The following is a 26,028-nucleotide window of genomic DNA, read 5'->3' on the forward strand; positions in this document are numbered from 1 at the left end:
TACATTTTGGAAGCGCTACCACTTTTTTTATGCGGCCTTGGCCGGGGTCGCTGGCATCGCCGTGCTGGCTGCTGCGGGACGACGGATCATCATGATGATGGCCGCCGCCACCAGACAGGCGGCGCCTGCCGCAAATAGCGCCGGATTGTAGGTCAGCAGCAGGGTCCGCACGCGGCCGGCGCCGTAGGCTGCCACCGCTGCACCGAGCTGGTGGGCGGCAAAGATCCAGCCAAACACCATGCCGGCTTTTTCCTTGCCGAAGGTGGCGGCGGTCAGGCGCACGGTTGGCGGCACGGTGGCGATCCAGTCCAGGCCGTAGAACATGGCAAAGGTGGACAGGCCATACAGCGTGAATTCCGAATACGGCAGCCACAGCAGCGACAGGCCGCGCAAGCCGTAATACATCAGCAGCAGCTTGCGGTTGTCATAGCGGTCTGACAGCCAGCCGGAGCCGATGGTGCCGATCAGGTCGAATGCGCCCATCATGGCCAGCACGGAGGCGGCAGGCACGGGGCCGAGGCCGGCATCGCCGCACAGCGAAATGAAGTGGGTCTGGATCAGGCCATTGGTGCTGAGGCCGCAGATGAAGAAGGTGGCGGCCAGTATCCAGAACACGCTGCTGCGCGAGGCCTCGGCCAGAATCTTGAACGGCGTCGCCAGCGTGACGTGCATGGCAGGCGGCGCGGCTGTCGGCGTGCCCGGGGCGGCGCCAAACGGCGCCAGGCCGACATCGCTGGGGCGGTTGCGCATCAGCAGCAACACCGCCACGGCCATCAGCGCGCAAGCGGCAAACACCGGCACCACCGCCAGGCGCCAGCCCATGTGCTCGATCATCCACGCGCCGACCGGCAGAAAGATCAGCTGGCCCGTCGCCGAGCTGGCGGTCAGGATGCCCACCACCAGGCCGCGATGGCGCTCGAACCAGCGGTTGGACACCACGGCGCTGAGCACCAGCGCGGTCATGCCGGAGCCCACGCCCAGCATGATTCCCCAGAATAGTACCAGGTGCCAGAACTGCGTCATCTGCGTGGCCAGCGCCATGCCGGAGGCAACCAGCGTCAGCGCCGTGACCACCACGTTGCGCAAGCCGAAGCGCTCCATGAAGATGGCTGCAAACGGCCCCATCAGGCCGAACAGGGCGAAGCGCACCGCCAGCGCCGAGGAGATCTGCTCCACGTCCCAGCCGAATTCCCTGGACAGCGGCTGCAACAGGGCGCCGGGCAGGCCCAGGGCAGCCGCCGATGACAGCCCCGTCAAAAACGTCAGGGCAACCATCACCCACGAAAAATGCAGGCCGCGGCGCTGCAGCCAGGTCGATACAGCTTGTGCAAACATGGTGGTCCTCACAATGGCAATGCGTGCCGGAAGGCGCGCTTGCCGCCATTTTAGATTACGACCATAATGAATACAAGGAAAACTTGCCTCCACCGGCGCTGCGCCAATACGGTGCAATAGTGACAATACGTGTATTTTTTGCTACTTATTTGGGCATATAGTTGACGCAGCACGTTTGCCACGTGCGCCCCGGGCCTGGTGTCACCAGGCGATTGTCAGATGCAAGGTTCATTGTATGGCACTTCGTCAACTCACCCTTATAAGGTAAAACATGTCACTACATATTACTGCACTTCCATCCACTGGCTTTGGCGAGCGGTCTTTCGCGCTTCCCCGCATTCCGGTTATTCGCATTTGGGCATTGAAGCAAGCTTATCCGGACGGCTTATACATTAATTCCGTAGACGATAATCCTGACAATCCCAAGACCCCTTGTTTTAGCCGCGGCAGGGATATCACGGTTCCCCTGAAATTCGTGCTGGATGACGGCCCTCAAGGCACCGGCAATTGGTCTACCGCACCGATCGGTGATTTCGACCTGATACGCGTGGAAAAAGGTGAACCCGAACGCGTCGCTTTTATTCATATCGGCCCGACCAAAGAACAGAAAGATTCTCTGTTCACAATCTATGTAACGACCAGCGGGACCACAGTGACGACGAAATTTGGACGGTATGCCGGGAGTAAGACCATCCCGCAGCCCTTCGAACAAAATAGTGAGAACTATTTTACTGATATGTCAGATGCCGAAGGGAACTGGCTGTGGCTGTATCGGCTGTATGCGACGCACCATCAAAAATAAGCACGCACATAAGCACGCGATAAGCTGAACGAGGCGGCGCCCGGCGGCGTGGGGGAACGCGGCCGGGCGCCGGGGCGAGCGGGCATGGGGGGCTAGCCCGCACTGCCCTTTACTTGATGCGCAGCGAGCTTTGAACTTTGTTCACGCCCTTGACGTTGCGCGCGACATCGACTGCCTTGTCAACTTCCGCTTGCGATGGCACGAAGCCGCTCAGCATCACGGTGCCGTTGGTGGTTTCCACGTGCACGTCCAGCGATTTCAGTGCAGGCTCGGCCAGCAGTTCGGTTTTCACCTTGGTGGTGATGGTGGTGTCCGCCAGCGCGTCCTTGGTCAGCTCGGTTTTCGAGCGGGCTTCGCACGATGCCTTGTCGCTGCCCGTCATGGCGCTGCAGTCGATGCCGGTCTGGGCCACGTCAGCGGCTTTCTTGCCAGCCTTGGCGTCTTTCACCCACGCAGTGTGCTGGGCTTTGGCGCCGCTCAGGCAGCTGTCCTTGTCAGCGCCGGTGCGGTTGGCGCACTGGGCTTTGGCGAGGTCGTAGTTGGCATCGGCCACATTGATCTGGGCTTTTTCGACTGATTTTTTATCATTCTTGTATTGCAGGGCGGCGGTCGATTCGGCGTTGGCGCGGCTGACCTTGGCCTGCTCCTGGCAGACATCCTTGGCATTACCCGATTGTGCATCGCAGGCGCCCTTGGCAGCTTTGTAGTCAGCGTCCGACTTGTTGATTGCAGCTTTGTAGGCAACGGTATCGTTGTTAGGGGTAGCAGCGAAGGCAGCGCTGGCAGCGGTAGCCAGTACGAAGCAGAGTAATTTGTTCATGATGTGTCCCTCTTGTGGTGGTTGATGGACACATTAAACGCCTGTACGGCCGCGTGCTCTGTGCGGAGACGTACACAGATCAGATTTACCTGTCGAGCAACAGGCCCTGCCGCCACAGCTGGCTGGCCTGTTCAAATACCGCCACACCCGGCGCAAAGGCGGCCCCGGTCGGCGCCTGTTCCAGCCAGGCCAGCGTGCTGTGCGAGCCGGTGGCAAGCGATGGCTGGCGCACCGCGCGGATCCATGCGGCCACCGCAGCGTAATCGGCGGGATGACGCTGCTGTGTCCAGGCCAGAGCGACCAGATCGGCATAGCCTTCTTCGCGGCGCGTGTCGCGCAGTGCTTCGGCGGCGCCAGAGTCCGGCTGTGGCTGGCTTTCCACAAAGCCGGACGGCATCATGTGCCAGATGCCTTGCGTGTAGCGCCAGCAGTGGCCAATTTCGTGCGCCACCATCGCTTCAATCATCAGCGGCCGTTGCGCGGCAGGCACAGTGGACAGGATATCTTCCGCATTCGCGTTGCCGCGCATCGACAGCACCAGCTTGCAGCGGCCGTTCTGGTAGCCCAGCGCCAGCGGCACATCGTTGGGGCCGGCCTGGGGCTGGACGGTGATATCAAGCGGCAGCTTCAGTTCCTGCTTGGCATAGGCCAGCACGGCGGAACCGGCTTGCAGCCAGCGGATTTCCATGTCGGTCAGCTCGGCGGCGGAGGCCAGGCCGGACGTCAACAGCAGCAGGGGGAGGAAGGCGCGCTTGATCATAGTGATCAAACTGTAGCATGCACCGGGCAATAATTATTGCCCGGTGGCAGCTATATTACTACGTAGAAAAAGCTGAATGATTAACGGCCCAACAAGCTGTTGGCCGTCTTGAATTCCGGACGGATGTCATTCGGTACAGATTTCATTTTATCCAGCGCCTTCTGCACGTCCGGACGGATCACCACGTACTTGCTCATCATGTCTTTGGCGCGCGCGTAGTCGCCGGTCGCTTCAATGGTCAGGAACTCGCGGTCCAGATCGATCACGGCCTGCTTGATCTTCTTGAAGTCGACCGAGAAGGTGCCGTCGCCATGCGACACAAAACCGCCCTTGTCCAGCAGGTAGTTCATCTGGATCGCCATGCCCCGCGCGTGCGAATCGGTCAGGCCGAAGTGCAGCGTGCGGAACGCCGATGCGAGGAAGGTGGTGTACAGCTTGCGCTCCGCTGCATCGCCCTGCCCCAGTGTGCCTTTGAGCTGGCCCTTGTCCATCATGTAGGCCAGTGCAAACAGGCCGGTGATGTCAGCCTTGGCTTCTTCGATGGTCGAATAGGCTTCTTTCAGATCCTGGCGCGGCGTCGATTCCTTGCCATCGTTTTTGGTGATGTGCGGACCCAGGCCGTGGGTGATTTCGTGCGCCAGGATATGGGTGAAGAAGGAATCAAAATCCACGTCCTTTTGATCGGCTGGGCGCAGTACCAGCTTGGAAATCGGCGTCAGCGTCGATTTGAATTTGGCCTGCTGCACGTTCTTCAGCATCACGCGCTTAGAACCGCGCTGGCTAATGATGCGCTCATCGTTGGGCAGGTTGTAGGCGGCGGTCTGTACGCCCATATTGCCATCGCCTGCGCCGTAGACCTGGTTCACGACCACCATCGGCGCCAGCGCACCGACTTTCGGATTGCGGTACTGCGCATCCAGCGGCAGATTATCTTCCAGCTCCTGCATATGCTTGGCGAAGAAGTCGAGCTTCTGCGTTTCTTTCTGGTCGCGGATGCTCACATACGCTTCAAACGCGGCCTTGTAGCCAAACAGTTCGTCGTTGTAGGTCTCGTAAGGGCCGATGGTGATATCGACTGGCGAATCCAGGTCCATCCAGGCGAAATCGGACTCCAAGTAGTCGTTGCTGAGGAAGGCGTCGGCGCGCAGGCTCAAGAATTTTTTCAGCGAGGCGTTATCGGTATCGGCAGCGGCCTGCTTCAGCAGCGCGGCGGCCTTCTCCAGTTCCGGCTTGTATTCTTCGGCATACTTCACGGTGGTGAACAGGCCATCCTTGTTCTTGCGGATCACGGTGAAGAACCATTGCGCCTGCTCTTTATCGACCGCAGGCAAGGCGTTCATCCAGGTTTCCAGTTCGGCCTTGGTGGCGCCTTCCGGATAGAAGTTGCCGGCTTCCGGCTTCTTGGCTGGCACTGCAACGCCGCCCACGTCCGCGGGCAGGATGGACTGGTGGTCGTCGAGGATGGACCATGGACCTTTGTTGAGCCAGAAGTAGTTCAGGCGTGCCTTGCCCAATGGCGTGGTGTCCTTTTGCAGCGCAGCCCACAGCGCCTCATTGCCGGACCAGCGCTGGCGCAACTGCAGCACGTCGATGATCTTGGCGGCTTCGATCAGTTTGGCGATGGCTTTCTTGTCGCCGGCGGAGAGCTTGCTGGTGTCAGCGGTCAGCGCGATCGGCGCATAACGCTTGCTCATCTTGTTGAGTTGATTGACGTCAGCCGGTGCAGCAAAGGCAGTGGCGCAAGCGACAGCCAGCGCCAGTGGAAGCAGGATTTTTTTCATTGTGTTCCTCGGGTAGAGTGAGGAACACATTGTAATGCAGCGTAAAGCAGGCACATATAGCCGGAACATCACGCTGTAGCAGACATCCTTCAGCATGCATGATCTTCCAGCTGTTGTTCGGAGAGCGTTACAGTGCGCGGTACACCTGGCCGGTCTGCGCGCCATCGACGCTGCGTGCATAGGACAACGCGGCGCGGCTTGCCGTCACGGGCTCGAAGCCGATGAAGAAGGCGCCGTAGGCGTCCATCGATTCCTGCAATACTGTAGGGCTGACAACGTTGATACGGATGCCACGCGGCAGTTCAATCGCCGCGCCGCGCGCGAAGCCTTCAATGGCGGCATTGACCATGGTGGCGCTGGCGCCTTGACGAATTGGCTCATCCGCCAGGATGCCGCTGGTGAGCGTGATCGAGCCGCCGTCGTTCAGATATTCCTGCGCCACCAGCGCCACGTTCACCTGCCCCATCAACTTGCTGTTCAGGCCCACGTAGAACTGCTCCGGCGTGAAGCTGGTCAGCGGCGCGAAATGCAGCACGCCGGCCGTGACCACCACCGCATCCACTTTGCCAACCTTGGCAAACAGGCCGCGCACGCTGCCGATGTCGGCGAAGTCGACTTGATACTGGCCGCCGCGCGCGCCCACCGTCACCACGTCGTGGCGTTTGCCCAGTTCCTCAACCACTGCCTTGCCTACTGCGCCCGTGGCGCCGATCACGATGACTTTCATGCTGTACCTCCGTTAGAAAACGCCAGTATGTTCTGCTTCGCCAAAGGAATAAATGAGCTAATATTTAGATCATTACCAACCCACAGTTAGCAATCGATGGACAAGCTGCGTAGCATGGAAATCTTCGTCGCCGTGGTGGATGCCGGCAATTTCACGGCCGCCGCGTCGCGCTTCAATCTCTCGCCCGTCATGGTGGGCAAGCACATCGCCCAGCTCGAGGCGACACTGGGCGCCAGCTTGTTGACGCGCACCACGCGCCGCCAGAGCCTCACCGAAATCGGCAGCCAGTACGCCGAACAATGCCGCAGCATCCTGGCCCAGATCAGCGCTGCCGAAAGCGGCGCGGAGGCGATGCGCAACACGCCGCGCGGCCGTCTGCGCATCACCGCCCCCACCTCCTTCGGCAGCGAATGGCTGGCGCCCGTGATCGCCGACTACCTGCAACTGCATCAGGAGGTCAGCGTGGATCTGAACCTGAATGACCGCATGGTTGATCTGGTAGAGGAAGGCTATGACGTCGCCGTTCGCATCGCCACACTCGAGGATTCCAGCATGATCGCACGGCCGATGCGCCACTACGGCATGGCGATCTGCGCTTCGCCGGCGTATCTGCGCAAGCACGGCACGCCGCAAACGCTGGCCGAACTGGCCGATCATGAATGCCTGGACTTCATCGTCGGCATGGTAGGCATCCACTGGCGCATGCAGACCATGCGCGACCAGAACGGCAAGCGCACCTTGCCCGAGTGCCGCTTCCGCGCCAACAACGGCCTGGCGCTGCGCATGGCGGCGCTGCAGGGGTTCGGGATTGTGATGCAGGCGGAGATACTGGTGGCGCAGGATATCGCCGCCGGCCGGCTGGTGCCGATACTGTGCGATTACCTGCCCGCACCGCGGCCGATGCAGCTGGTCTATCCGCGCGACCGGCTGGCCACGCCCAAGCTGACGACGTTTGTGGATTTTGTGGTGGAACGCTTCGGACCAGCGGCACGTTTGCCGCTGGCCTCTTCCGCGTAAAGGGATGGCGCTTACTGCGCCTTGATGGCGCCGTTCTGTGCGACCTGCGCCAGCTGCGCCGAAGGCTGCCAGCCAGCACCCAGCGAGCGCGCCACCGACACGGCAGCCAGCAGGCGCTGGGTATTGATCTGCACTGCCGCGCGGTCCGCAGCCAGCGCGCTGCGCTGGGCATCGGTCACGTCGAGGTAGGTCGATACGCCGCGTTCATAGCGTGCGCGCGCCACCAGGTAGCCACGTGCTGCCGCCACTTGCGAGGCCTTCTGTGCATCACCCTGCAACTGGCGTTGCTGTACGTCCGACAGCGCATCTTCCACTTCGCGCAGTGCGGTCAGCAGCTTGGTCTCGTGGTTTGCCAGCGCTTCTTCGTAACGCGCCTTGGCGATTGCCAGGTTGGCCTTGTTGCGGCCACCGTCAAAGATCGGCAGCGACAGCGCCAGCGGACCTACGCTGAACTGGCGCGCATCGCCCTTGGACAGGTTGCTCAGGCTTTCCGACGCAAAACCGAAGTTACCGGTCAGCGAGAACGATGGGTAAAACGCACCTTCCGCCACACCGATCTGCGCATTGTTGGCGCGCAGGTTGGCGACGCTGCCTGCCAGGTCAGGACGCTGTGCCAGCAGGCTTGCAGGCAGGCCGACTGGAATGGCAGGCGGTTGCGGCAGCACGGCCGTATTGGCGTTTGCCGCAGTCAGCATCGCCGATGGCGATTTGCCGACCAGCGTGGCCAGGCTGTGTTCCAGCAAATTGCGCTGACGCTGCACTTCATGCAGGTCCGCTTGCGCATTGGCGCGCTCGATGCGGGCACGCGACACGTCCAGCTCATTCGACAGGCCGGCGTCAAAGCGCGCGGTCACCAGCTCTTCGGTTTCGCGGCGGGTATCCAGCGCGCCGTTCAGGATGGCGATTTCCGCATCCAGGCCGCGCAGCTGCCAGTAGGTGGTGGCCAGTTGCGAGGACAGCATCAGCAGCACGCCGTCGCGGTCAGCTTCCGCCACCAGCGCCTGTGCATCGGAGGCTTCCACCAGACGGCGCACGCGGCCCAGCAAGTCCACTTCATACGAGAAGTTGGAACCGACCGAGTAGTTATTACCCTTGATCGAGCGATGGCCCAGCGCCAGGCCTTGCGAAGTCTCGGCCGAGGTGCGCGAGTTCGAGATGCCAGCGTTGACACTCAACTGCGGTTGTTCGTTGGCGCGCGTCACGCCAGCCTGTTCCAGCGCCTGCACCAGGCGTTGTGCCGCTGCCTTCACGCTTGGATTGTCGCGCAGTGCGGTTTCTTCCAGCTGGTTCAGGGTGGCATCGTTAAACACCGTCCACCATTGGGTCGGCAAGCGTGCTTCATTGGCGCCAGCTTGCGGCAGATGGCGGAACGAAGCGTCGGCGACATTGGCCGGAGCTTTAAAGTCGGTGCCGACCGTGGCGCAGCCAGTGACTGCCAGCGTTACAGAAACAGCGAGCGTCAGGCGCTTCAGAGCTGAATTCAACATGATTACCTCACTTTTGATTGATATTGCGTTCTCCCCGCGCGGCGGGGAGAACACTTTCTTATTTAGTGCGCGCCACCGCCACCACCGGCGGATGGTGCTTTGACCTTGTCCGAGAACCACAGCACGCCGATGCAGGCAAACAGCACGGCTGCAACCAGGAAGAAGCCGTCGTTGTACGCCATCACATAAGCCTCGCGGCGCACCACGTTGTCGACTGCCTTGAGTGCCATATCCGCCGCCGTCGCCGAATCGAAACCCTTGCCGATGAAGGATGACGTCAGCGCGTCCAGGCGTTCCTGCGTGGCCAGCGCAAAGCCGGTCACCGACTCGCCGATGCGCGCCGAGTGGAAGTGCTCGCGGTTGGTCAGCGCCGTCGCCAGCAGTGCGATACCGATCGAACCGCCCAGGTTACGGGTCATGTTGATCAGGCTCGATGCCGATGGCATGTCTTTAGGCTGGATGCCGTTCATCGCAAAGTTCGACAAGGTCAGCATCACGAACGGCTGGCCCAGCGCGCGGACGATCTGCGACAGCAGCAGCTGGTCGTAGCCGGTGGTCGCGTCCATATAGGCATTCATCAGGCAGGAGCCGCCGAACAGCAGCAGGCCGAAGGTGCACAGGATGCGGTTGTCGATCTTGGACGACAGCTTGGCCACGAACGGCATGATGAACAGCTGCGGCAGGCCGGCCCACATAATCACTTCACCAATCTGCATCGGCGAGTAGCCAGGAATCTGCGCCAGGAACAGCGGCAGGATGAAGGCCGAACCATACAGGCCCATGCCCATCGCCATCGACAGCGCGGTGGCTGCGGCAAAGTTACGCTTGCCGTACAGGCCCAGATTCACAAACGGCTGCTTGCGCGTGGCGCTCGTCACTACCCAGCCCAGCAGACCAATAATGGCCAGCGCGGCAAAGGTCTTGATGAAGGCTGAGTCGAACCAGTCCTTGGTATTGCCCTCTTCCAGGAAGATGGTCAGGCTGCCCAGACCCAGTGCCATGAAGAAGATGCCCAGCCAGTCCGCCGTGAACAGCAGCGACAGATTGCGCTTTTCCTTGTCCAGGCCAACCGCGATACCGCCGATCAGCAACAGGCCTGGCACCCAGTTGATGTAGAAGATCGAAGGCCAGCCATACAGCTCGCTCAGGTAACCACCCAGCGTTGGCCCCATCGAAGGCGCCAGCGTGGCGGTCAAACCGAAGATCGCCATACCTGTAGCGCGCTTGGACGGCGGCAGCTTGGCCATGACCAGCGTCATCGCCATCGGGATCAGCGCGCCGCCAGTAAAGCCTTGCAGCATCCGGAAGGCGATCATGCTTGGCAGGTTCCAGGCAAAGCCGCACAGCGTCGAGAAGACGAGGAACAGCGCGGTAGTCCCCATCATGTAGGCGCGCATGCCAAACACGCGCACGAACAGGCCGGTCATCGGAATCACGATGATCTCCGCCACCAGGTAAGCCGTGGCGATCCACGAACCTTCTTCCTGCGTGGCGGACAGCGTGCCGAGAATATCTTTCAGCGACGAGTTGGTGATCTGGATATCCAGCACCGCCATGAAGGCGCCCAGCATACCGGCAGCCACCGCCAGCCAGGTGCGGCCGGAGACCTTCTCGCTCGGCGCCGGCGGCACGAATGCAGGGGTGTGCGTGCCCCCGCCGCCCGGCGTATCAATAGTCGTACTAGCCATGAGAGGCTCCTTGATTACTTAGCGTCTTTCTGGTTGATCGCTACTTCAGCGACCGCCGACATGCCCGGCACCAGACGGCCACTCAGGGCTTTCACATCTTCAGGCTTGAACACGACTTTGACCGGCACGCGCTGCACGATCTTGGTGAAGTTACCGGTGGCGTTATCCGGTGGCAGCAGCGAGAACTGCGCGCCCGATGCCGGTGCGAAGCTGTCCACTTTGCCGATCAGCTCTTTGCCTGGCAGCGCATCGATGGTCACTTTGACTTCCTGGCCCGGCTTCATTTCAGCCAGCTGGGTTTCCTTGAAGTTGGCAGTCAGCCAGACGTTTTCCTGCACGATGGCAGTCAGCTGCTGGCCAGGCTGTACGCGCTGGCCCACTTCGATGGTGCGCTTGCCGATACGGCCCGACACTGGCGCCAGCACTTTGTTGTAGGCCAGTTGCTGCTTGGCGTCCTTCAGTTGCACTTGCAGCACGCCGACCTGGGCGTTCAGCACATCACGTGCGGATTTGGCGGCAGTAATCTGTGCCTTGGCAGCGGCAGCGCTGTCCTTGCGGGCGGCGACGTCGGCGGTCGCGCTGGCGCGGGTGGCGACTGCGGCATCCAGTTCCGCTTTCGATACGGCTTTCATCTGGCTGTTATACAGCTGGCCGAAACGGTCGGCATCCTGCTTGGCGCGCACCAGTTGGGCTTCCGACTGCGCGACTTGCGCGGCCGAAGCGCTGGCCTGGGCCTGCACTTGCAGGATCTGCGCGTCAGCCTGGATCACTTGCTGCTGGGCCGAGGCGATCTGCGCCTGGATCTGCTCCACTTTCACGCCCTGGTCGAACGGATCCAGCTCGGCGATCACGTCGCCTTCCTTGACCAACTGGTTATCGTCGATGAACACCTTGGTGACCACACCCGCGATACGCGTCGATACCGGATGCACGTGGCCAGCCACGTAGGCATTTTCCGTCTCGACATAGTAGTGGCTGCGGTACCACATGCGGCCACCGGCGGCCAGGGCAGCCAGCGCAACCACGGCGGCAATCACCAGCACGCGGCGGTTAGGTTGCTGGGCCGGGGCTGCCGGCGCAGCGGCTGGAGCGGCAGGCACGGCACTGATTTTTTGTTCTTGGGCGGACATGAAGGAGCTCCAGAAAAATGAAATGAGATAGGTGCATTATGGCCAGTTTCTGCGCAAAGTCAAGAAATGAAACGATTGCATTTCATTTTTTTTTGGACTAGCATGGCGGCATTCGATATCATTCTCCCGCCATGAATACCACCGAACTTAATGACGCAGCCGCACTGGACGAGCAAGATTGCCCGGACGGCAACTACTCCCCGGATTCGCCGTGCTTCGGCAAGGCGGCTGGCCGCCCACGCGCCGCCGACAAAGCAGCCCGCCGCGCCGCGCTGCTGCACACTGCCGGCCGCCTGTTCCTGGAAAAAGGCTACAGCAAAGTCAGCCTGGAGATGATTGCGCGCGAAGCCCATGTGGCCGTGCGTACCATCTACGTCAAGTTCGGCGGCAAAGCCGGTTTGCTGAACGCCGTGATTGCCGACGGCCGCGCGCAATTCTTCGGCAGCATGGAGGATATGGAAACCGATCCGCGTCCGATGGAAGACATCCTGCGCGACTTCGCGCTGCGCTTCCTGGAGCTGATCTCCATTCCCACCTTCTGCAGCCTGCACCGCATGGTGGTGGCCGAAGCCCGGACCACGCCGGAACTGGCCGAGACGTTTTTCGAGGCGGGCCCGCAGCGCACGCGGATTGAGCTGGGCCGCTTCTTCGCGCGCCCGGATATCCGCGCCCAGTTGCGTCCCGACCTGCGCCCGGAATTGCTGCCGGTGTTCCTGCTGAACTGCATCATGGGTGACCATATGTCGCGCCTGCTGTTCCCCATCGTCGAAGCGCCGTCGATCGACGAACTGCGCAGCCGGGCAGCCGAGGGGCTGGACCTGTTCCTGCACGGCGTGCGACGCTGATCCACATGACTTAGTACGCCAGCGCACATTAAAAGCCGCCAAACTTTTGCCATTTGTTCTATACTAATTTTTTGGAAATAGGAGCACACATGAGCAAAACGAATCGTCTGGACTGGAGCAAGCAAATCACGCTCATGAATGAGCGCATCAAGAACTTCCAGGCCAATCCTGGCCAGGAGCAGCTGGATGCCGTCGTCACCGAACTGAAAGCCTACGCAGAAGCAGCGCGCAGCGGCGGCATCGAAATCCCTGCCCGCTTCACTGTCAACTAAACATGAAAGCCCTGCGCTGGGCCGTGCTGGCCCTGGTGCTGGCTGGCGTTGGCGCCACTGGCTACTACCAGTATAAAAATCCCGAACAGCATGTGCTGGATGCCGCCGCGCGTGCGCGCGCCAATGCCAGCGGCGCTTACGCCACGCTCACGGACGGCGTAACGCATTACGAAGTAGCCGGTCCGGCCGATGGCCGCGTGGCGGTGCTGGTGCACGGATTTTCCGTCCCGGCCTACATCTGGGACCCAACTTTTGCCGCGCTGCGCGACGCCGGCTACCGCGTTATCCGCTACGACCTGTTTGGCCGCGGCCTGTCCGACCGCCCGGATGCCGCCTACGATGGCGCTTTCTACGACCAGCAACTGGATGACCTGCTCAAGGCGCTCAAGGTCGACGGCAAGATTGATTTGTTTGGATTGTCCTTTGGCGGCTACGTCAGCGCGCACTACGCGTCCACGCACCCGCAGCGCATTCGCACGCTGAACCTGGTCGATCCTTCCAACAGCGCACCCAAGCTCCCATGGCAGTTCGCCACGCCATGGCTGGGGCCTTATCTGTTCCAGGTCGGCGTGGTGCCGGGCATGGCCGACAATCAAAACAGCGACTTCCTGCTGCCCGAACAATTCCCCGGCTGGGCCGACCGCTATCGCCCGCAAATGCAATACAAAGGGTTTGGCCGCGCGCTCTATCGCTCGCGTCTCAGCCTGGCGCAGGAAAATTTTGAAGACATCTATGCCGCCATCGCACGCGCGGGCACGCCGGTGCATCTGGTGTGGGGCAAACAAGACCCCACCATCGCCGTCGCGCAGTCCGCGCACATCCGCCAGGCCATTCCGTCGCTGGAATACACCGAGATCGACCAGTCCGGCCACCTGCCGCAGATGGAGCAAGCCGCTACCTTCAACCAGCACATGCTGGCCTACCTCGCAGCTCACCCATGAAAATCCGCACACTCCAAACCGACGACGTCGAACGCCTGCTGGCGTTCGAACTGGAAAACCGCAGCTGGTTTGAACAGCATGTGGAAGCCCGCGATCCATCGTTCTACTCGCATGCTGGCGTGGCTGCGCACATCGCCGACTACCTCTCCAGCCATGCAGCAGGCGCCATGCATCCCTGCGTACTGACCAGCGATGACGGCACTGCCATCATCGGCCGCGCCAACCTGCGCCACATCAACCGCGAGGCCGGCACGGGAGAAGTGGGCTACCGCATCGCCCACAGGGAGGCGCGCAAGGGATTGGCCAGCGGCGCGTTGATGCACCTGCAGGAACTGGCGCGCACACAATACGGCCTGCGCATCCTCAACGCATGGATATCAGAACAAAATGCGGGATCAAGGCGCGTAATGGATAAATGCAGTTTCACGCGCGATGCGCTGGCGGCGCCGGTGGTGGTCCAGGTGAACGGCGCGGATCACGCCTCCCACCTGTACCAGTGCCGCCTGTAAGACTTACTTGCCTTTGCGCGCCTGCTCAACCAGCGCGTCCAGCACCTGCAACGTGGCAGCGCCCAGCTGTGGACGGGGGATGCCAGGGTTGGCGCTATCGACCATCGTCGGGTTGGTCAGATAGCGGCCGTCGACGATCATGGTCGGCGTGCTGTTGACCTCATAGGTGCTGGCTACGCGGCCGGCGTTTTTCAGGCGCGTCATCACGGCGAACGAGTTGTAGGTCGCAGTATATTTCTCTTTATCGACACCGTTCTTTACGGCCCAATCGATATTGTCCGCATCGCTCTTCAGACGTTTGCGCTCAACGTGCCAGGTGCTCAGGATCTTGGCGTGCAGGCCTTCTTCCAGCTTCATCGCTTCCAGCGTCAGGAACATATGCGCTTCTGGATCGTTCTCGCCGGTCAGCGGCAGGTGGATGCGACGGAAGGAGATGTTGTCGCCCTGCTTCTTCACCCATTCCAGCATGGCCGGTTCCAGCGCATAGCACGCCGGGCAGTGGTACATGAAGAACTCGATCACCTCAACCTTTTTGCCCTGCGCCTGCACCGGCTGCGGGGTTTTCAGGGTGGTGTACTCGGCGCCGTTGCGTGGCGCAGTCGGCGAGGCAAACGCGGTAGCAGCACACAGGCCGGCGACCACCAGGACAATCTTCAACAAACGCATGATGTTCCTCTAAAAAAGCAAAGACAGCAGATTATCACTTCTGCGGCAGGCGCGCTTCCAATCCTGAAATATCCTGCATCAGCGCGATCAGCCGCTTGGCGCCCAGACCTAACGGACGGTCGTTGGTCCACACCACGTCCACCCACAGCCGCAGCTCATTGCTCATATTGGCAAAGCTGATGTGCAGCAGTTCGCCGTTGTCCAGCAAGGGCTGGATCTGGCGGCGCGGCAGATAGGCCCAGCCCAGGCCAGCGCGTACCAGGCTCAGTGCCGCCAGATGGCTGTCGGTGCGCCACACGTTGCGCGAGATGAGCACGCGCTGGTCGGCCTCCTGCAACTCGCGGCTGACAATCGCGATCTGCCTTGAATCGATCAGGCTTTCCAGGCTTTTGAGCCGTGTCTGCGCCAGCTTGTGACGCGGCGAGATCACGGGCACCAGTACTTCGCTGCCCAGCTCCTGAAAGCTCTCGCGGTCATCCACGCGGGCACGCTCGTAGATCATCGCCAGTTGCGCAACACCGTCGTGCAGCATGCGCAAGGCCTGGTCCTGCGGCACGGACAGCACTTCCACTTCCAGCGACGGAAACTCTTCGGCCAGCAGCGCCAAGGGCTCGCTCCAGGGCGCCGATAGCAGCTCTGGCGCGATGGTCAGCGTCAGGCGTCGCTCCAGTCCCTGATGCAGCGACAGCGCGTGCGCCTGCAAGCGCCGCAGCTGTCCCGCCATCTGCCGCGCCTCCGCTTCCAGCGCACGCGCCGATTCCGTGGGCCGTACTTCGCGCGAACTGCGTTCGAACAGCGTCAGACCCAGCTCCGCCTCCAGCAGGCCTATCGCCATGCTGACTGCCGACGGCACCCGCCCCAGCGCCCGCGCGGCCGCCGAGAACGAACCGTGGTCCAGCACCGCCAGAAAGACCGCAATATTGTCAGATGAAAAAGCCATAACGCCAATCTATCATAAAAATCGAAAGCTGCTGACTTTTTCGATCAGAAAAACTCCCATACCATGCATGTCAGTGCAATAAAAAAGGAAATATCATGCAAGGTTTGAAACGCAAAATCGTCTACGTCTCCCTGTTCGAGTTGATCGCCATCGCGCTGACCAGTAGCGCCCTGATGCTCCTCGCTGGCTCGGCGCCTGGCCATGCTGGCGCCGCCGCCGTTGCTTCCTCGATGCTGGCGATTATCTGGAACTTCATTTTCAACGGGATGTTCGAATCCTGGGAAGCGCGCCAGCCTACGCGTGGCCGCAACTGGAAACGCCGCGTCGCCCACGCCATCGGCTTTGAGGGCGGCCTGGTACTGGCCATCGTGCCGCTGTTCGCGTGGTGGCTGGACATCTCGCTATGGGAAGCGCTGGTGCTGGACATGGGCCTGCTGGTGTTCTTCATGGTCTACACCTATGTGTTCACGCTCGCCTTCGACCGCATCTTCGGCTTGCCCGCATCGGCGCAAGGCTAGGCTACAATCAGCGGCATACCACCTACGGAGGAATGCCGCATGAAGTTGAAACCGTTCGCTTTCGCAGTTCTGGCCCTGACGTTAGGCGCGGCGCGCGCTGACGGGCTCTCGCCTCTTGAGCAGAAAATTGTCGCCGAAGTGAAAGCGCATTCGGAGCAAGGCTTGCAGCTGCTGGAGCGCTCGGTCAATATCAATAGCGGCACCATGAATCACGACGGCGTACGCGCTGTCGGCAAAGTCTTTGGCGAGCAGTTCGAGCAACTGGGCTTCAAGACCCGCTGGTCGGAGATGCCGGCTGCGATGCAGCGTGCCGGCCACCTGATCGCCACGCGCGAGGGCAAGCAAGGCAAGCGCCTGCTGCTGATCGGCCATCTCGATACCGTGTTTGAAAAGGACAGCCCTGTACAGCTATGGCAGCGCAATGGCGACCGTGTGCGCGGCCAGGGTGTCAATGACATGAAGGGCGGCGACGTCATCATCGTCGAAGCGCTGCGCGCCTTGCAGCGCGTGGGCGCGCTGGACAACACCAGCATCACCGTCGTCTTCAGCGGCGATGAGGAAAACGCTGGCGATCCGATTGAGCTCTCGCGCGCGGACATGGTGAATGCCGCCAAACGCAGCGACCTCGCCCTCGCCTTCGAGGCCACGGTGCGCAACAAGGACGGCAAGGATACCGGCACCATCGGCCGCCGCGCTTCGTCGTCGTGGGAATTGAAAGTCACAGGCAAGCAAGGACACTCCAGCGGTATCTTTACGGAGGGCGCGGGCTATGGCGCTATCTACGAAGCTGCGCGCATTGTGGATGGCTTCCGCCAGCAGTTGGCGGAGCAGGATCTGACCTTCAGCCCGGGCCTGATCGTCGGCGGTACGGACGCCGGCACCAACGCGCTGGGCACCACCGGGCAGGCGGCCGGCAAGACCAACGTCATCTCGCGCACCGCCACGGTGGAAGGGGACCTGCGCTACCTTAGCTACGAACAGCGCGACCGCGCGCACGCGAAGATGAAAGCCATCGTCGCACAAAACTTGCCAGGCACCAGCGCCAGCATCAGCTTCCATGACGCCTATCCGCCGATGTCGCAAACGCCGGGCAATCTGGCTGTGCTGAAAGTGTATTCGCAAGCCAGCCGGGACGCAGGCCTGGGCGAGATCCCTGCCCTGCCACCAGGCCAGCGCGGCGCAGGCGACGTACAGTTCGTCGCGCCGCTGCTGGACAGCCTGGATGGCCTGGGCGCCACCGGCAACGGCGCCCACTCGCCCGACGAAGACCTGGAAATCGCCTCGATCGAACGCGCCACCATCCGCACCGCCATCCTGTTGTACCGCCTGACACGTTAAGCCTGGATCAATCCCTGCAAAAACAGTGAGTGCTGCTACCATGGCTGAATCTATCCGGAGGACGCCATGGAAACCTCAAAAGTCAACGATGACGGTACAGTTACTATTCCCAAAGCAATATGTGAAAACCTCGGTATCCATACCGGCGCAATAGTAGAATTCTTCGTCGCAGGATACCAATTGGAAGTGCGCGTGCAAGGTGCAAAACGGCCGGATTATCCAGACGTGCCGAAAAGCGGTTATGGCATGATCCAGAGCAAAAGGCCTGCCGTTCCTGTGGATTTCGACCCAGCCGAGTTACTCAAATAATGGTCGGGATCGACACCAATGTCTTGGCGCGCTACTACGTTATCGATGACACTGACATTGAGGCGACACGGCAGCGCCCGCTAGCTCAGAGTCTGATTGATTCCGAGGCACAGCTTTATATTAGCAAAACCGTTCTCCTGGAGCTGGAGTGGCTGATGCGAGGCTACTATCATCATGACCAAGTTCAGTTTATTGCCGTTGTACGCCACTTGCTAAGTCGCCCCAATATCAGAATTGAAGATGCCCCAACGGTAATTCAAGCCTTGAAAAATTATCAGAGCGGAATCGCCTTCGCCGATGCTATGCATCATGCCAGTTACCGGACCTGTGACACGATGGTTACGTTTGATGACCGCAAATTTGCGCGACGCATCGCAGCGTTGGGATTGCATCCGCCGGTCATCGTTCTGCGCTAGGAATTCAAGCAGCACTTTCGATGGCGCGGCGGGACCAGGCCAGCAGCTGTTCTGTGTCGTCCAGCAGGAATTCGGGCGCGGTGTAGAACTTGCGCACGGTGACTTCGCCCTTCTTGGTCATATATTTGAATGGCTGCGCGCCTTCTGCTTCAAATTCAGGACGCGTAATGTCGCTGACGCGCAGGTAGAGCGTGCTGCCGATGATCCAGGCAAACTGATTGCCGTGATATTTGATATCGCGGCCGCCGAAAAATGGTCCCGTACTCAGGAAGCCAAGCGGCGCAAGCTGTTCTTCGATGTAACTGACAAATTCCTTGTTCGCTGACATGCACGTCTCCAGATAAAAAAAGCCGGGAACTCGTCCCGGCTTTTATGATACTGCTTAGCGCTTGCGCGGCGGTGGCAAATCGGTGCAGACCCCTTCATAGACTTCTGCGGCCATGCCGATCGACTCGCCCAGCGTCGGGTGCGGGTGGATCGTCTTGCCGATGTCGGTACCGTCGCAACCCATCTCGATTGCCAGCGCGATCTCGCCGATCATATCGCCAGCGTGGGTGCCGACGATGGTGCCGCCGATGATGCGGTGGGTCTCAGCGTCGAACAGCAGCTTGGTGAAGCCTTCCGCACGGCCATTGGCCACGGCGCGGCCACTGGCTGCCCAAGGGAAGTGGCCCTTCTCGACCTTGATGCCCTTGGCTTTCGCTTCGTCTTCGGTGATGCCGGCCCATGCCACTTCCGGATCGGTGTAGGCCACCGATGGAATCACCTTCACATCGAAGTGCGACTTCTGGCCGGCTGCCGCTTCCGCAGCGACGTGGCCTTCGTGCACCGCCTTGTGCGCCAGCATCGGCTGGCCCACCAGGTCGCCGATGGCGAAGATGTTCGGCACGTTGGTGCGCATCTGGCTGTCGACCGGAATGAAGCCACGGTCGGTTACCGCCACACCTGCCTTGTCGGCAGCGATCTTCTTGCCGTTCGGGCTGCGGCCTACGGCCACCAGCACCAGGTCGTAGACCTGTGGTGCAGGCGCTGCTGCGCCAGCTTCCGCTGCTTCGAACGTGACCTTGATCCCTTCCGGCAGCGCTTCAACGCCAACGGTTTTTGTCTTGGTCATGATGTTGTCGAAGCGGGCTTCGTTGTACTTCTGCCAGACCTTGACGGCATCGCGGTCCGCGCCCTGCATCAGGCCATCCATCATTTCGACCACGTCGATGCGCGCGCCGAAGGTGGAGTACACGGTGGCCATTTCCAGGCCGATGATGCCGCCGCCGATCACCAGCATGCGCTTGGGGATCTGGCGCAGCTCCAGCGCGCCGGTCGAATCGACGATGCGTGGATCTTCCGGTACGAACGGCAGTTTCACGACCGACGAACCGGCAGCGATGATGGCCTGCTTGAACTGCACCACTTTCTTGCTGCCGTCCTTGGCGGTGACTTCGATGTGGTTCGCGCTCAGGAACTGGCCAGCGCCGGTGACGACTTGCGTCTTGCGGGCTTTGGCCATGCCAGCCAGACCGCCGGTCATGTTCTTGATGACGCCCTCCTTGTACTCGCGTACCTGGTCGATGTCGATGGCCGGCTTGGCGAAGGTCACGCCGGTGTTGGACATATGCGAGGTTTCGTCGATCACGGACGCCACGTGCAGCAGTGCTTTCGATGGGATGCAACCCACGTTCAGGCACACGCCGCCCAGCGTTTCGTAACGCTCCACGATGACGGTGTTCAGGCCCAGGTCCGCAGCGCGGAAGGCAGCCGAGTAACCGCCAGGACCGCCGCCCAGCACCATCATGTCGCAGTCGACGTCGACCTGGCCGGTGTAGCTGCTACCGGCTGGCGCGACGATCGGCGCTGGCGCTGCAGCTGGCGCAGGGGCCGGTGCAGCAGCAGCCGGCGCAGCGGCGGCAGGCGCAGGAGCGGCAGCACCGTCAGTGGCTTCCACCACCAGCAGCGTCACGCCTTCCTTGACCTTGTCGCCCACCTTGACGCGCAGTTCCTTCACCACGCCGCCATGTGTCGACGGGATTTCCATGCTGGCCTTGTCCGATTCCACGGTAATCAGCGACTGATCAACCTTGATCGTGTCGCCAACCTTGACCATCACTTCGATTACTTCTACTTCCGCGAAGTCGCCGATATTCGGCACTTTTACTTCTGTGCTCATAGTGGCTCCTTACAGCAGAATTTTACGCATGTCGCCGAGCACTTCGCTCAGGTACACGGAGAAGCGCGCGCCCATCGCGCCGTCGACCACGCGGTGGTCGTAGGACAGCGAGGTGCCCATCAACAGGCGTGGCTGGAAGGCCTTGCCATCCCACACTGGCTTGAGCGATGCCTTGGACAAGCCCAGGATCGCCACTTCCGGCGCGTTGACGATCGGCGTGAAGTGCGTGCCGCCAATGCCGCCCAGCGACGAAATGGTGAAGGTCGCGCCTTGCATATCGGTCGGTTTCAGCTTGCCTTCGCGCGCTTGCAGCGACAGCTCGGTCATTTCCTTGGCGATCTGCGTGACCGATTTCTGGTCAGCGTTTTTGATCACTGGGACCACCAGGCCATTCGGCGTATCCGCTGCGAAGCCGATGTTGTAGTACTTCTTCAGAATCAGGTTCTCGCCCTTTTCGTCCAGCGACGAATTGAAGGTCGGGAATTTCTTCAGCGCGGCCACCGATGCCTTGATCACGAACGCCAGCATGGTCAGCTTGGTCGCGTCCTTGTTCTTGGCGGTAGCGGCGTTGGATTCAACGCGGAACGCTTCCAGGTCGGTGATGTCGGCATCGTCGAACTGCGTGACGTGCGGGATCTGTACCCAGTTGCGGTGCAGGTTAGGACCGGAGATCTTCTTGATGCGCGACAGCGGCAGCAGTTCGGTTTCGCCGAATTTGCTGAAGTCCAGCGACGGCCATGGCAGCACGCTGAAGTTGCCGCCACCGCCAACCGCGCCACCAGCAGCTGCGCCAGCAGGCGAAGCCACGGTACCAGCCATCACACCTTTGACGAAGTTCTGCACGTCCAGCTGGGTGATGCGGCCTTTAGGACCGGAACCAGGCACCTTGCCCAGGTCCACACCCAGTTCGCGGGCGAACTTGCGGATCGATGGCGAAGCGTGCGCCAGTTTGCCGGTCTGCACGGAGCCTTGCGATGCGGCCGGGGCGGCGGCAGCAGGAGCAGCAGCTGGTGCAGGCGATGGCGCCGCAGCAGGTGCAGCGGCCGCTGCTGGAGCCGAGGCTGCAGCAGCAGGTGCAGCAGCGCCGGTGGCTTCCACCACGAACACCAGCGAACCCATGGCAACCTTGTCGCCAACCTTGACCTTCACTTCCTTCACCACGCCGGCGTGCGACGATGGGATTTCCATGCTGGCCTTGTCCGATTCAACGGTCAGCAGCGACTGGTCGACCTTGATGGTATCGCCAACCTTGACCATGACTTCGATGACTTCCACTTCCTTGAAGTCGCCGATGTCCGGCACCTTGATGTCGACCGGGCCGGCAGCAGCAGCTGGCGCAGCAGCCGGCGCTGGTGCAGGTGCCGGCGCGGCAGCCACAGGGGCCGGTGCAGGCGCGGCGGCGGCAGGAGCAGCAGCGGCGCCCTCGCCCTCCAGCAGCAGCACCAGCGAGCCCATGGCCACCTTGTCGCCCACCTTGACCTTGATCTCTTTGACCACGCCAGCGGCGGACGAAGGAATCTCCATCGATGCCTTATCCGATTCAACGGTAATCAGCGACTGGTCTACCTTGATGGTGTCGCCGACCTTGATCATCACTTCGATGATCTCAACTTCCTTGAAATCACCGATATCCGGGACTTTAACTTCCACAATGCTCATAGCGTTTGCTCCGTATTTTATTTATTGGGTCACCGGATTTGGCTTGTTCGGATCGAGGTTGTACTTGGTCACAGCTTGCTCCACGACCTTCACATCGATCTTACCTTCTTCTGCCAGCGATTTCAGCGCAGCGACCGTGATGTAGTAACGGTTCACCTCGAAGAACTCACGCAGCTTGGCGCGGCTGTCCGAACGGCCGAAACCATCGGTACCCAGCACGCGGTAGGTGCGGTCCTTCGGAATGAAGGCGCGGATCTGCTCAGCAAACGCACGCATGTAGTCGGTGGTCGCCACGATCGGACCCGAGGTATCTTTCAGCAGCTGCGCCACGTATGGCACGCGCTGCTCTTTGGTCGGGTTGACCAGGTTCCAGCGTTCGGCGTCCTGGCCGTCGCGCGCCACCAGGGTCAGCGACGGTGCGGACCAGATGTCAGCGGCGATGTTCCAGTCGTTCTTCAGCAGTTCAGCCGCGAAGATCGATTCACGCAGGATCGTGCCCGAGCCGATCAGCTGCACGCGCTGTTTCAGCGACTCATCGCCTTTCTGCAGCAGGTACATACCTTTCAGAATACCCTCTTCCTGGCCTGGCTTGATGCCTGGGTGAGCGTAGTTCTCGTTCATGATGGTGATGTAGTAGAACACATCTTCCTGGTCTTCCACCATCCGGCGCATACCGTCCTGAATAATCACTGCCAGCTCGTGGCCGAAGGTCGGGTCGTATGGCAGGCAGTTCGGCACAGCGGCGGCGAACAGATGGCTATGACCATCTTCGTGCTGCAGGCCTTCGCCGTTCAGCGTGGTACGACCGGCAGTACCGCCCATCAGGAAGCCACGGGCGCGCATGTCGGCAGCGGCCCATACCAGGTCGCCGATACGCTGCATACCGAACATCGAGTAGTAGGTGTAGAACGGCACCATCACGCGGTTATTGGTCGAGTACGAGGTCGCGGCAGCGATCCACGAGCTCATACCACCGGCTTCGTTGATACCCTCTTGCAGGATCTGGCCGGCTTTGTCTTCGCGGTAGTACATCACCTGGTCTTTATCGACTGGCTCGTACAACTGGCCTTGCTGGTTGAAGATACCGACCTGGCGGAACAGGCCTTCCATACCGAAGGTACGCGATTCATCCACCAGCACCGGCACGATACGTGCACCAACGCTGGAGTCTTTCAGCAGCGTGGTCAGGATACGCACGTAAGCCTGGGTCGACGATACTTCACGGCCTTCGGCAGTCGCGTCCAGCACGTTCTGGAATGCGGACAGTGGCGGCACGGCCAGCTTCTCGTCGGCTTGCTGGCGGCGGGCTGGCAGGTAGCCGCCCAGCGCAGCGCGGCGCTCGTGCAGGTACTTGATCTCAGGCGCGTCATCGGCAGGCTTGTAGAACGGGATGTCGGCCAGCTTGTCGTCCGGAATAGGGATCGAGTAGCGGTCGCGCATTTCGCGCACGGCTTCGTCGGTCAGCTTCTTGGTGTTGTGCGCGGTGTTGCGCGCTTCGCCGTGCTTGCCCATGCCGAAGCCCTTGATGGTTTTCACCAGCAGGACGGTCGGTTGGCCTTTGTGTTCTTGCGCCACTTTGAATGCAGCGTAGATCTTGTGTGGATCGTGACCGCCACGCGTCAGGCGCCAGATGTCGTCGTCGGTCATGTTGGCAACCATCTCCAGCAGCTTTGGATGCTTGCCGAAGAAGTGCTTGCGCACGTAGGCGCCGTCTTTGGCTTTGTAGTTCTGGTATTCGCCGTCGACGGTTTCCATCATCACTTTGCGCAGGATGCCTTCCTTGTCCTTTTGCAGCAGCGCGTCCCAGCCTGGGCCCCAGATAACCTTGACCACGTTCCAGCCGGCGCCGCGGAAGTCCGCTTCCAGCTCTTGGATGATCTTGCCGTTGCCGCGTACCGGACCATCCAGACGCTGCAGGTTGCAGTTGACCACGATGACCAGGTTGTCCAGTTTTTCGCGTGCCGCCATGCCGATGGCGCCCAGCGATTCCGGTTCGTCCATCTCGCCATCGCCGCAGAATGCCCAGACTTTACGGTCAGTGGTGTCAGCGATCGAGCGTGCGTGCAGATACTTGAGGAAGCGTGCCTGATAAATGGCCATCAGCGGGCCAAGGCCCATCGACACGGTCGGGAACTGCCAGAAGTTCGGCATCAGTTTCGGGTGCGGGTACGACGACAGGCCGCCACCGTCAACTTCACGGCGGAAGTGCAGCAGTTGGTCTTCGGTCAGGCGGCCTTCCAGGAATGCGCGGGCGTAGACGCCTGGCGAGGAATGGCCCTGGATGTACAGCAGGTCGCCGCCGTGGGTGTCGCTCGGCGCTTTCCAGAAGTGGTTGAAGCCGATGCCCAGCATGTTGGCCAGCGAGGCGAACGAGGACAGGTGGCCACCGAGGTCGCCGTCAACGCGGTTGGCCTTGACCACCATGGCCATGGCGTTCCAGCGCATCCACGAGCGCAGCTTCTCTTCGTATTCCAGATTGCCCGGGCAGTGGGTTTCCAGGTGCGCAGGAATGGTGTTGACGTAAGCAGTATTTGCGGAGAACGGAATGTCGGAACCGCTTTGGCGGGCCAGATCAATCAGACGCTCCATCAGGTAATGAGCACGTTCAGGACCCTCTTGCTCCAACACGGCGGCCAGTGCGTCCAGCCATTCTTTGGTTTCTTGTGCATCAGGGTCGGTGTTTGCCGTTACCTGGTTTTCTACTGCTGACATGTGAAGTCTCCTGAGTTGAGGTGCCCGAACCATGCGGCTTTCGGGATAAGAGTTCGCTGATTATTTACTAATACTTTAATGACGTGTGGGGATTCTAGCAGCGATTTTAGGCTTTTTCAAATTGCGATAAGACATTCCATATTATGAAATAACACTATGAAAAACTTGTGCAGCGCAACATGCGCATATCGTGGAAAACGAGGCGGGATGCGCCTTGCGGCCTTATAATCTCGTTTTCCCTCTACCACCTTGTGTAAATCATGCCAGCTCAACTGATCGACGGAGTCGCCCTCTCTAAAAAACTGCGTGCTGAAATTGCTGCACGTGCTGCCGCCCTCACCGCCAAAGGCAAACAGCCTGGTCTGGCGGTGATTATTGTTGGCGACGACCCTGCCAGCCATGTGTATGTACGCAACAAGGTCAAGGCTTGCGAAGATGCCGGTTTTTACTCGCTCAAGGAAGAATACCCGGCCGACCTGACCGAAGCCGCGCTGTTGGAGCGCATCGCCTCGCTCAACGCCGATCCGGCGATTCACGGCATCCTGGTGCAAATGCCGCTGCCTAAACACATCAACGCACACAAGGTGATCGAGGCGATTTCGGTCAAGAAGGACGTGGATGGCTACGCCGTGCTGAGCGCCGGCGAGCTGATGACCGGCCTGGACGGCTTCCGTCCCTGCACCCCATATGGCTGCATGAAACTCATCGAAAGCACCGGCGTCGACCTGCGCGGCAAGCATGCGGTGGTGATCGGCCGTAGCAACACGGTGGGCAAACCAATGGCGCTGCTGCTCTTGCAAGCCAATGCTACCGTCACCATCTGCCATAGTGCGACCCCGGACATCGGCGTGTACACGCGCCAGGCGGATGTGGTCGTGGCCGCAACCGGCCGCCGCAACACCCTGACTGCTGATATGGTGAAACCTGGCGCGATCGTGATCGACGTCGGCATCAACCGCAATGAAGAAGGCAAGCTGTGCGGCGACGTCGACTTCGACGGCATCAAGGAAGTGGCATCGCACATCACCCCGGTACCGGGCGGTGTGGGTCCGATGACCATTACCATGCTGCTCATGAACACGGTAGAAGCGGCCGAGCGCACTGCTTAACCCCTGACGGCAGGGGTCTGACCCCGTGCGGGGTCAGACCCCAGTAGGCGGTGTGCGGGGTAAAACTGTGCAGCACACGCACGTAA

25 protein-coding genes are annotated in these 26,028 nt (G+C 60.8%); 11 read left to right on the top strand and 14 right to left on the bottom strand.

Annotated features, from left to right (window positions below; all coding sequences use genetic code 11):
- Positions 1-27 precede the first annotated feature (27 nt).
- The gene (locus BUA36_RS22655) at positions 28-1,335 is read right to left on the bottom strand and encodes an MFS transporter (RefSeq protein WP_072787699.1); all 1,308 of its coding nucleotides are present in this window, start codon (positions 1,333-1,335) and stop codon (positions 28-30) included.
- A gap of 271 nt (positions 1,336-1,606) precedes the next feature.
- On the opposite strand from BUA36_RS22655, the gene BUA36_RS22660 reads away from it, so the two are divergent.
- Positions 1,607-2,137, top strand: coding sequence for a hypothetical protein (locus tag BUA36_RS22660; protein WP_072787701.1), 531 nt, complete (start codon positions 1,607-1,609; stop codon positions 2,135-2,137).
- A 109-nt stretch (positions 2,138-2,246) separates the two neighbouring features.
- Here the strand turns inward: BUA36_RS22660 and BUA36_RS22665 are convergent, their stop codons facing one another.
- From BUA36_RS22665 to BUA36_RS22680, 4 genes are all read right to left on the bottom strand, one after another.
- Positions 2,247-2,957 (bottom strand): BON domain-containing protein, encoded by a 711-nt coding sequence (locus BUA36_RS22665; RefSeq protein ID WP_072787703.1) that lies wholly within the window; start codon positions 2,955-2,957, stop codon positions 2,247-2,249.
- A gap of 85 nt (positions 2,958-3,042) precedes the next feature.
- A complete protein-coding gene (locus BUA36_RS22670; protein WP_072787705.1) occupies positions 3,043-3,717 on the bottom strand; it encodes a DUF2268 domain-containing putative Zn-dependent protease in 675 nt (224 codons plus the stop codon).
- Positions 3,718-3,797: 80 nt separating this feature from the next.
- Complete coding sequence (locus BUA36_RS22675; protein ID WP_072787708.1) at positions 3,798-5,498, bottom strand: DUF8614 domain-containing protein; 1,701 nt, start codon at positions 5,496-5,498, stop codon at positions 3,798-3,800.
- A 127-nt stretch (positions 5,499-5,625) separates the two neighbouring features.
- Positions 5,626-6,225 (bottom strand): short chain dehydrogenase, encoded by a 600-nt coding sequence (locus tag BUA36_RS22680; RefSeq protein ID WP_072787710.1) that lies wholly within the window; start codon positions 6,223-6,225, stop codon positions 5,626-5,628.
- Between the two features lie 96 nt (positions 6,226-6,321).
- On the opposite strand from BUA36_RS22680, the gene BUA36_RS22685 reads away from it, so the two are divergent.
- Positions 6,322-7,242: a LysR family transcriptional regulator gene (locus BUA36_RS22685; protein WP_072787711.1), complete on the top strand. Its 921-nt coding sequence runs from the start codon at positions 6,322-6,324 to the stop codon at positions 7,240-7,242.
- 11 nt (positions 7,243-7,253) lie between these two features.
- On the opposite strand, the gene BUA36_RS22690 is transcribed toward BUA36_RS22685, so the two are convergent.
- From BUA36_RS22690 to BUA36_RS22700, 3 genes are all read right to left on the bottom strand, one after another.
- Positions 7,254-8,729, bottom strand: a complete 1,476-nt coding sequence (locus BUA36_RS22690; protein WP_072787712.1) for an efflux transporter outer membrane subunit — start codon at positions 8,727-8,729, stop codon at positions 7,254-7,256.
- A 62-nt stretch (positions 8,730-8,791) separates the two neighbouring features.
- On the bottom strand, positions 8,792-10,417 hold the full coding sequence (locus tag BUA36_RS22695; RefSeq protein ID WP_072787713.1) for a DHA2 family efflux MFS transporter permease subunit: 1,626 nt from the start codon (positions 10,415-10,417) through the stop codon (positions 8,792-8,794).
- A 14-nt stretch (positions 10,418-10,431) separates the two neighbouring features.
- A complete protein-coding gene (locus BUA36_RS22700; RefSeq protein ID WP_072787714.1) occupies positions 10,432-11,547 on the bottom strand; it encodes an HlyD family secretion protein in 1,116 nt (371 codons plus the stop codon).
- Between the two features lie 131 nt (positions 11,548-11,678).
- Here BUA36_RS22700 and BUA36_RS22705 point away from each other — a divergent pair, with 131 nt between their 5' ends.
- From BUA36_RS22705 to BUA36_RS22720, 4 genes are all read left to right on the top strand, one after another.
- Entirely contained in the window at positions 11,679-12,392 is a 714-nt protein-coding gene (locus BUA36_RS22705) for a TetR/AcrR family transcriptional regulator (protein WP_072787715.1), read from the top strand.
- An 89-nt stretch (positions 12,393-12,481) separates the two neighbouring features.
- Complete coding sequence (locus BUA36_RS22710; RefSeq protein ID WP_072787716.1) at positions 12,482-12,664, top strand: hypothetical protein; 183 nt, start codon at positions 12,482-12,484, stop codon at positions 12,662-12,664.
- A gap of 2 nt (positions 12,665-12,666) precedes the next feature.
- Positions 12,667-13,605 (top strand): alpha/beta fold hydrolase, encoded by a 939-nt coding sequence (locus BUA36_RS22715; RefSeq protein ID WP_072787717.1) that lies wholly within the window; start codon positions 12,667-12,669, stop codon positions 13,603-13,605.
- On the top strand, positions 13,602-14,114 hold the full coding sequence (locus tag BUA36_RS22720) for a GNAT family N-acetyltransferase (RefSeq protein WP_072787718.1): 513 nt from the start codon (positions 13,602-13,604) through the stop codon (positions 14,112-14,114). Before BUA36_RS22715 ends, BUA36_RS22720 begins: the two co-directional genes overlap by 4 nt.
- 3 nt (positions 14,115-14,117) lie before the next feature.
- Here the strand turns inward: BUA36_RS22720 and BUA36_RS22725 are convergent, their stop codons facing one another.
- Both BUA36_RS22725 and BUA36_RS22730 read right to left on the bottom strand, forming a co-directional pair.
- The gene (locus BUA36_RS22725; RefSeq protein WP_072787719.1) at positions 14,118-14,780 is read right to left on the bottom strand and encodes a thiol:disulfide interchange protein DsbA/DsbL; all 663 of its coding nucleotides are present in this window, start codon (positions 14,778-14,780) and stop codon (positions 14,118-14,120) included.
- A 34-nt stretch (positions 14,781-14,814) separates the two neighbouring features.
- Positions 14,815-15,720, bottom strand: coding sequence for a LysR family transcriptional regulator (locus tag BUA36_RS22730; RefSeq protein ID WP_072787721.1), 906 nt, complete (start codon positions 15,718-15,720; stop codon positions 14,815-14,817).
- 95 nt (positions 15,721-15,815) lie between these two features.
- Between BUA36_RS22730 and BUA36_RS22735 the strand changes: the two genes are divergently transcribed.
- The 4 genes from BUA36_RS22735 to BUA36_RS22750 all read left to right on the top strand — a co-directional run bounded on the left by BUA36_RS22735 (position 15,816) and on the right by BUA36_RS22750 (position 18,301).
- Entirely contained in the window at positions 15,816-16,238 is a 423-nt protein-coding gene (locus BUA36_RS22735) for a PACE efflux transporter (protein ID WP_072787723.1), read from the top strand.
- A 39-nt stretch (positions 16,239-16,277) separates the two neighbouring features.
- Positions 16,278-17,576, top strand: coding sequence for a M20/M25/M40 family metallo-hydrolase (locus tag BUA36_RS22740; protein ID WP_072787725.1), 1,299 nt, complete (start codon positions 16,278-16,280; stop codon positions 17,574-17,576).
- 66 nt (positions 17,577-17,642) lie between these two features.
- Positions 17,643-17,885, top strand: coding sequence for an AbrB/MazE/SpoVT family DNA-binding domain-containing protein (locus BUA36_RS22745; protein WP_072787727.1), 243 nt, complete (start codon positions 17,643-17,645; stop codon positions 17,883-17,885).
- Positions 17,885-18,301 (top strand): type II toxin-antitoxin system VapC family toxin, encoded by a 417-nt coding sequence (locus tag BUA36_RS22750; protein ID WP_072787730.1) that lies wholly within the window; start codon positions 17,885-17,887, stop codon positions 18,299-18,301. The genes BUA36_RS22745 and BUA36_RS22750 overlap by 1 nt, the downstream gene beginning before the upstream one ends.
- A 4-nt stretch (positions 18,302-18,305) precedes the next feature.
- Here the strand turns inward: BUA36_RS22750 and BUA36_RS22755 are convergent, their stop codons facing one another.
- The 4 genes from BUA36_RS22755 to aceE are packed head-to-tail and all read right to left on the bottom strand — an operon-like array spanning position 18,306 to position 24,833.
- Positions 18,306-18,629, bottom strand: coding sequence for a TfoX/Sxy family protein (locus BUA36_RS22755; RefSeq protein WP_072787732.1), 324 nt, complete (start codon positions 18,627-18,629; stop codon positions 18,306-18,308).
- 54 nt (positions 18,630-18,683) lie between these two features.
- Positions 18,684-20,462, bottom strand: a complete 1,779-nt coding sequence (gene lpdA / locus BUA36_RS22760) for a dihydrolipoyl dehydrogenase (RefSeq protein ID WP_072787735.1) — start codon at positions 20,460-20,462, stop codon at positions 18,684-18,686.
- A 9-nt stretch (positions 20,463-20,471) separates the two neighbouring features.
- Entirely contained in the window at positions 20,472-22,121 is a 1,650-nt protein-coding gene (gene aceF / locus BUA36_RS22765) for a dihydrolipoyllysine-residue acetyltransferase (protein ID WP_072787738.1), read from the bottom strand.
- Between the two features lie 21 nt (positions 22,122-22,142).
- Positions 22,143-24,833, bottom strand: coding sequence for a pyruvate dehydrogenase (acetyl-transferring), homodimeric type (gene aceE, locus BUA36_RS22770; protein ID WP_072787740.1), 2,691 nt, complete (start codon positions 24,831-24,833; stop codon positions 22,143-22,145).
- 260 nt (positions 24,834-25,093) lie between these two features.
- Here aceE and folD point away from each other — a divergent pair, with 260 nt between their 5' ends.
- Positions 25,094-25,942, top strand: coding sequence for a bifunctional methylenetetrahydrofolate dehydrogenase/methenyltetrahydrofolate cyclohydrolase FolD (gene folD / locus BUA36_RS22775; RefSeq protein ID WP_072787742.1), 849 nt, complete (start codon positions 25,094-25,096; stop codon positions 25,940-25,942).
- Positions 25,943-26,028: the final 86 nt, after the last annotated feature.

The sequence above is a fragment of the Duganella sacchari genome, from assembly GCF_900143065.1.
GTDB classification, from domain to species: Bacteria; Pseudomonadota; Gammaproteobacteria; order Burkholderiales; family Burkholderiaceae_D; genus Rugamonas; species Rugamonas sacchari.

What these genes read in the sequence shown, in the direction of transcription:
- BUA36_RS22655 (WP_072787699.1), bottom strand. Translation starts at nt 1,335, where the DNA reads ATGTTTGCACAAGCTGTATCGACCTGGCTGCAGCGCCGCGGCCTGCAT.
- BUA36_RS22660 (WP_072787701.1), top strand. Translation starts at nt 1,607, where the DNA reads ATGTCACTACATATTACTGCACTTCCATCCACTGGCTTTGGCGAGCGG.
- BUA36_RS22665 (WP_072787703.1), bottom strand. Translation starts at nt 2,957, where the DNA reads ATGAACAAATTACTCTGCTTCGTACTGGCTACCGCTGCCAGCGCTGCC.
- BUA36_RS22670 (WP_072787705.1), bottom strand. Translation starts at nt 3,717, where the DNA reads ATGATCAAGCGCGCCTTCCTCCCCCTGCTGCTGTTGACGTCCGGCCTG.
- BUA36_RS22675 (WP_072787708.1), bottom strand. Translation starts at nt 5,498, where the DNA reads ATGAAAAAAATCCTGCTTCCACTGGCGCTGGCTGTCGCTTGCGCCACT.
- BUA36_RS22680 (WP_072787710.1), bottom strand. Translation starts at nt 6,225, where the DNA reads ATGAAAGTCATCGTGATCGGCGCCACGGGCGCAGTAGGCAAGGCAGTG.
- BUA36_RS22685 (WP_072787711.1), top strand. Translation starts at nt 6,322, where the DNA reads ATGGACAAGCTGCGTAGCATGGAAATCTTCGTCGCCGTGGTGGATGCC.
- BUA36_RS22690 (WP_072787712.1), bottom strand. Translation starts at nt 8,729, where the DNA reads ATGTTGAATTCAGCTCTGAAGCGCCTGACGCTCGCTGTTTCTGTAACG.
- BUA36_RS22695 (WP_072787713.1), bottom strand. Translation starts at nt 10,417, where the DNA reads ATGGCTAGTACGACTATTGATACGCCGGGCGGCGGGGGCACGCACACC.
- BUA36_RS22700 (WP_072787714.1), bottom strand. Translation starts at nt 11,547, where the DNA reads ATGTCCGCCCAAGAACAAAAAATCAGTGCCGTGCCTGCCGCTCCAGCC.
- BUA36_RS22705 (WP_072787715.1), top strand. Translation starts at nt 11,679, where the DNA reads ATGAATACCACCGAACTTAATGACGCAGCCGCACTGGACGAGCAAGAT.
- BUA36_RS22710 (WP_072787716.1), top strand. Translation starts at nt 12,482, where the DNA reads ATGAGCAAAACGAATCGTCTGGACTGGAGCAAGCAAATCACGCTCATG.
- BUA36_RS22715 (WP_072787717.1), top strand. Translation starts at nt 12,667, where the DNA reads ATGAAAGCCCTGCGCTGGGCCGTGCTGGCCCTGGTGCTGGCTGGCGTT.
- BUA36_RS22720 (WP_072787718.1), top strand. Translation starts at nt 13,602, where the DNA reads ATGAAAATCCGCACACTCCAAACCGACGACGTCGAACGCCTGCTGGCG.
- BUA36_RS22725 (WP_072787719.1), bottom strand. Translation starts at nt 14,780, where the DNA reads ATGCGTTTGTTGAAGATTGTCCTGGTGGTCGCCGGCCTGTGTGCTGCT.
- BUA36_RS22730 (WP_072787721.1), bottom strand. Translation starts at nt 15,720, where the DNA reads ATGGCTTTTTCATCTGACAATATTGCGGTCTTTCTGGCGGTGCTGGAC.
- BUA36_RS22735 (WP_072787723.1), top strand. Translation starts at nt 15,816, where the DNA reads ATGCAAGGTTTGAAACGCAAAATCGTCTACGTCTCCCTGTTCGAGTTG.
- BUA36_RS22740 (WP_072787725.1), top strand. Translation starts at nt 16,278, where the DNA reads ATGAAGTTGAAACCGTTCGCTTTCGCAGTTCTGGCCCTGACGTTAGGC.
- BUA36_RS22745 (WP_072787727.1), top strand. Translation starts at nt 17,643, where the DNA reads ATGGAAACCTCAAAAGTCAACGATGACGGTACAGTTACTATTCCCAAA.
- BUA36_RS22750 (WP_072787730.1), top strand. Translation starts at nt 17,885, where the DNA reads ATGGTCGGGATCGACACCAATGTCTTGGCGCGCTACTACGTTATCGAT.
- BUA36_RS22755 (WP_072787732.1), bottom strand. Translation starts at nt 18,629, where the DNA reads ATGTCAGCGAACAAGGAATTTGTCAGTTACATCGAAGAACAGCTTGCG.
- lpdA (WP_072787735.1), bottom strand. Translation starts at nt 20,462, where the DNA reads ATGAGCACAGAAGTAAAAGTGCCGAATATCGGCGACTTCGCGGAAGTA.
- aceF (WP_072787738.1), bottom strand. Translation starts at nt 22,121, where the DNA reads ATGAGCATTGTGGAAGTTAAAGTCCCGGATATCGGTGATTTCAAGGAA.
- aceE (WP_072787740.1), bottom strand. Translation starts at nt 24,833, where the DNA reads ATGTCAGCAGTAGAAAACCAGGTAACGGCAAACACCGACCCTGATGCA.
- folD (WP_072787742.1), top strand. Translation starts at nt 25,094, where the DNA reads ATGCCAGCTCAACTGATCGACGGAGTCGCCCTCTCTAAAAAACTGCGT.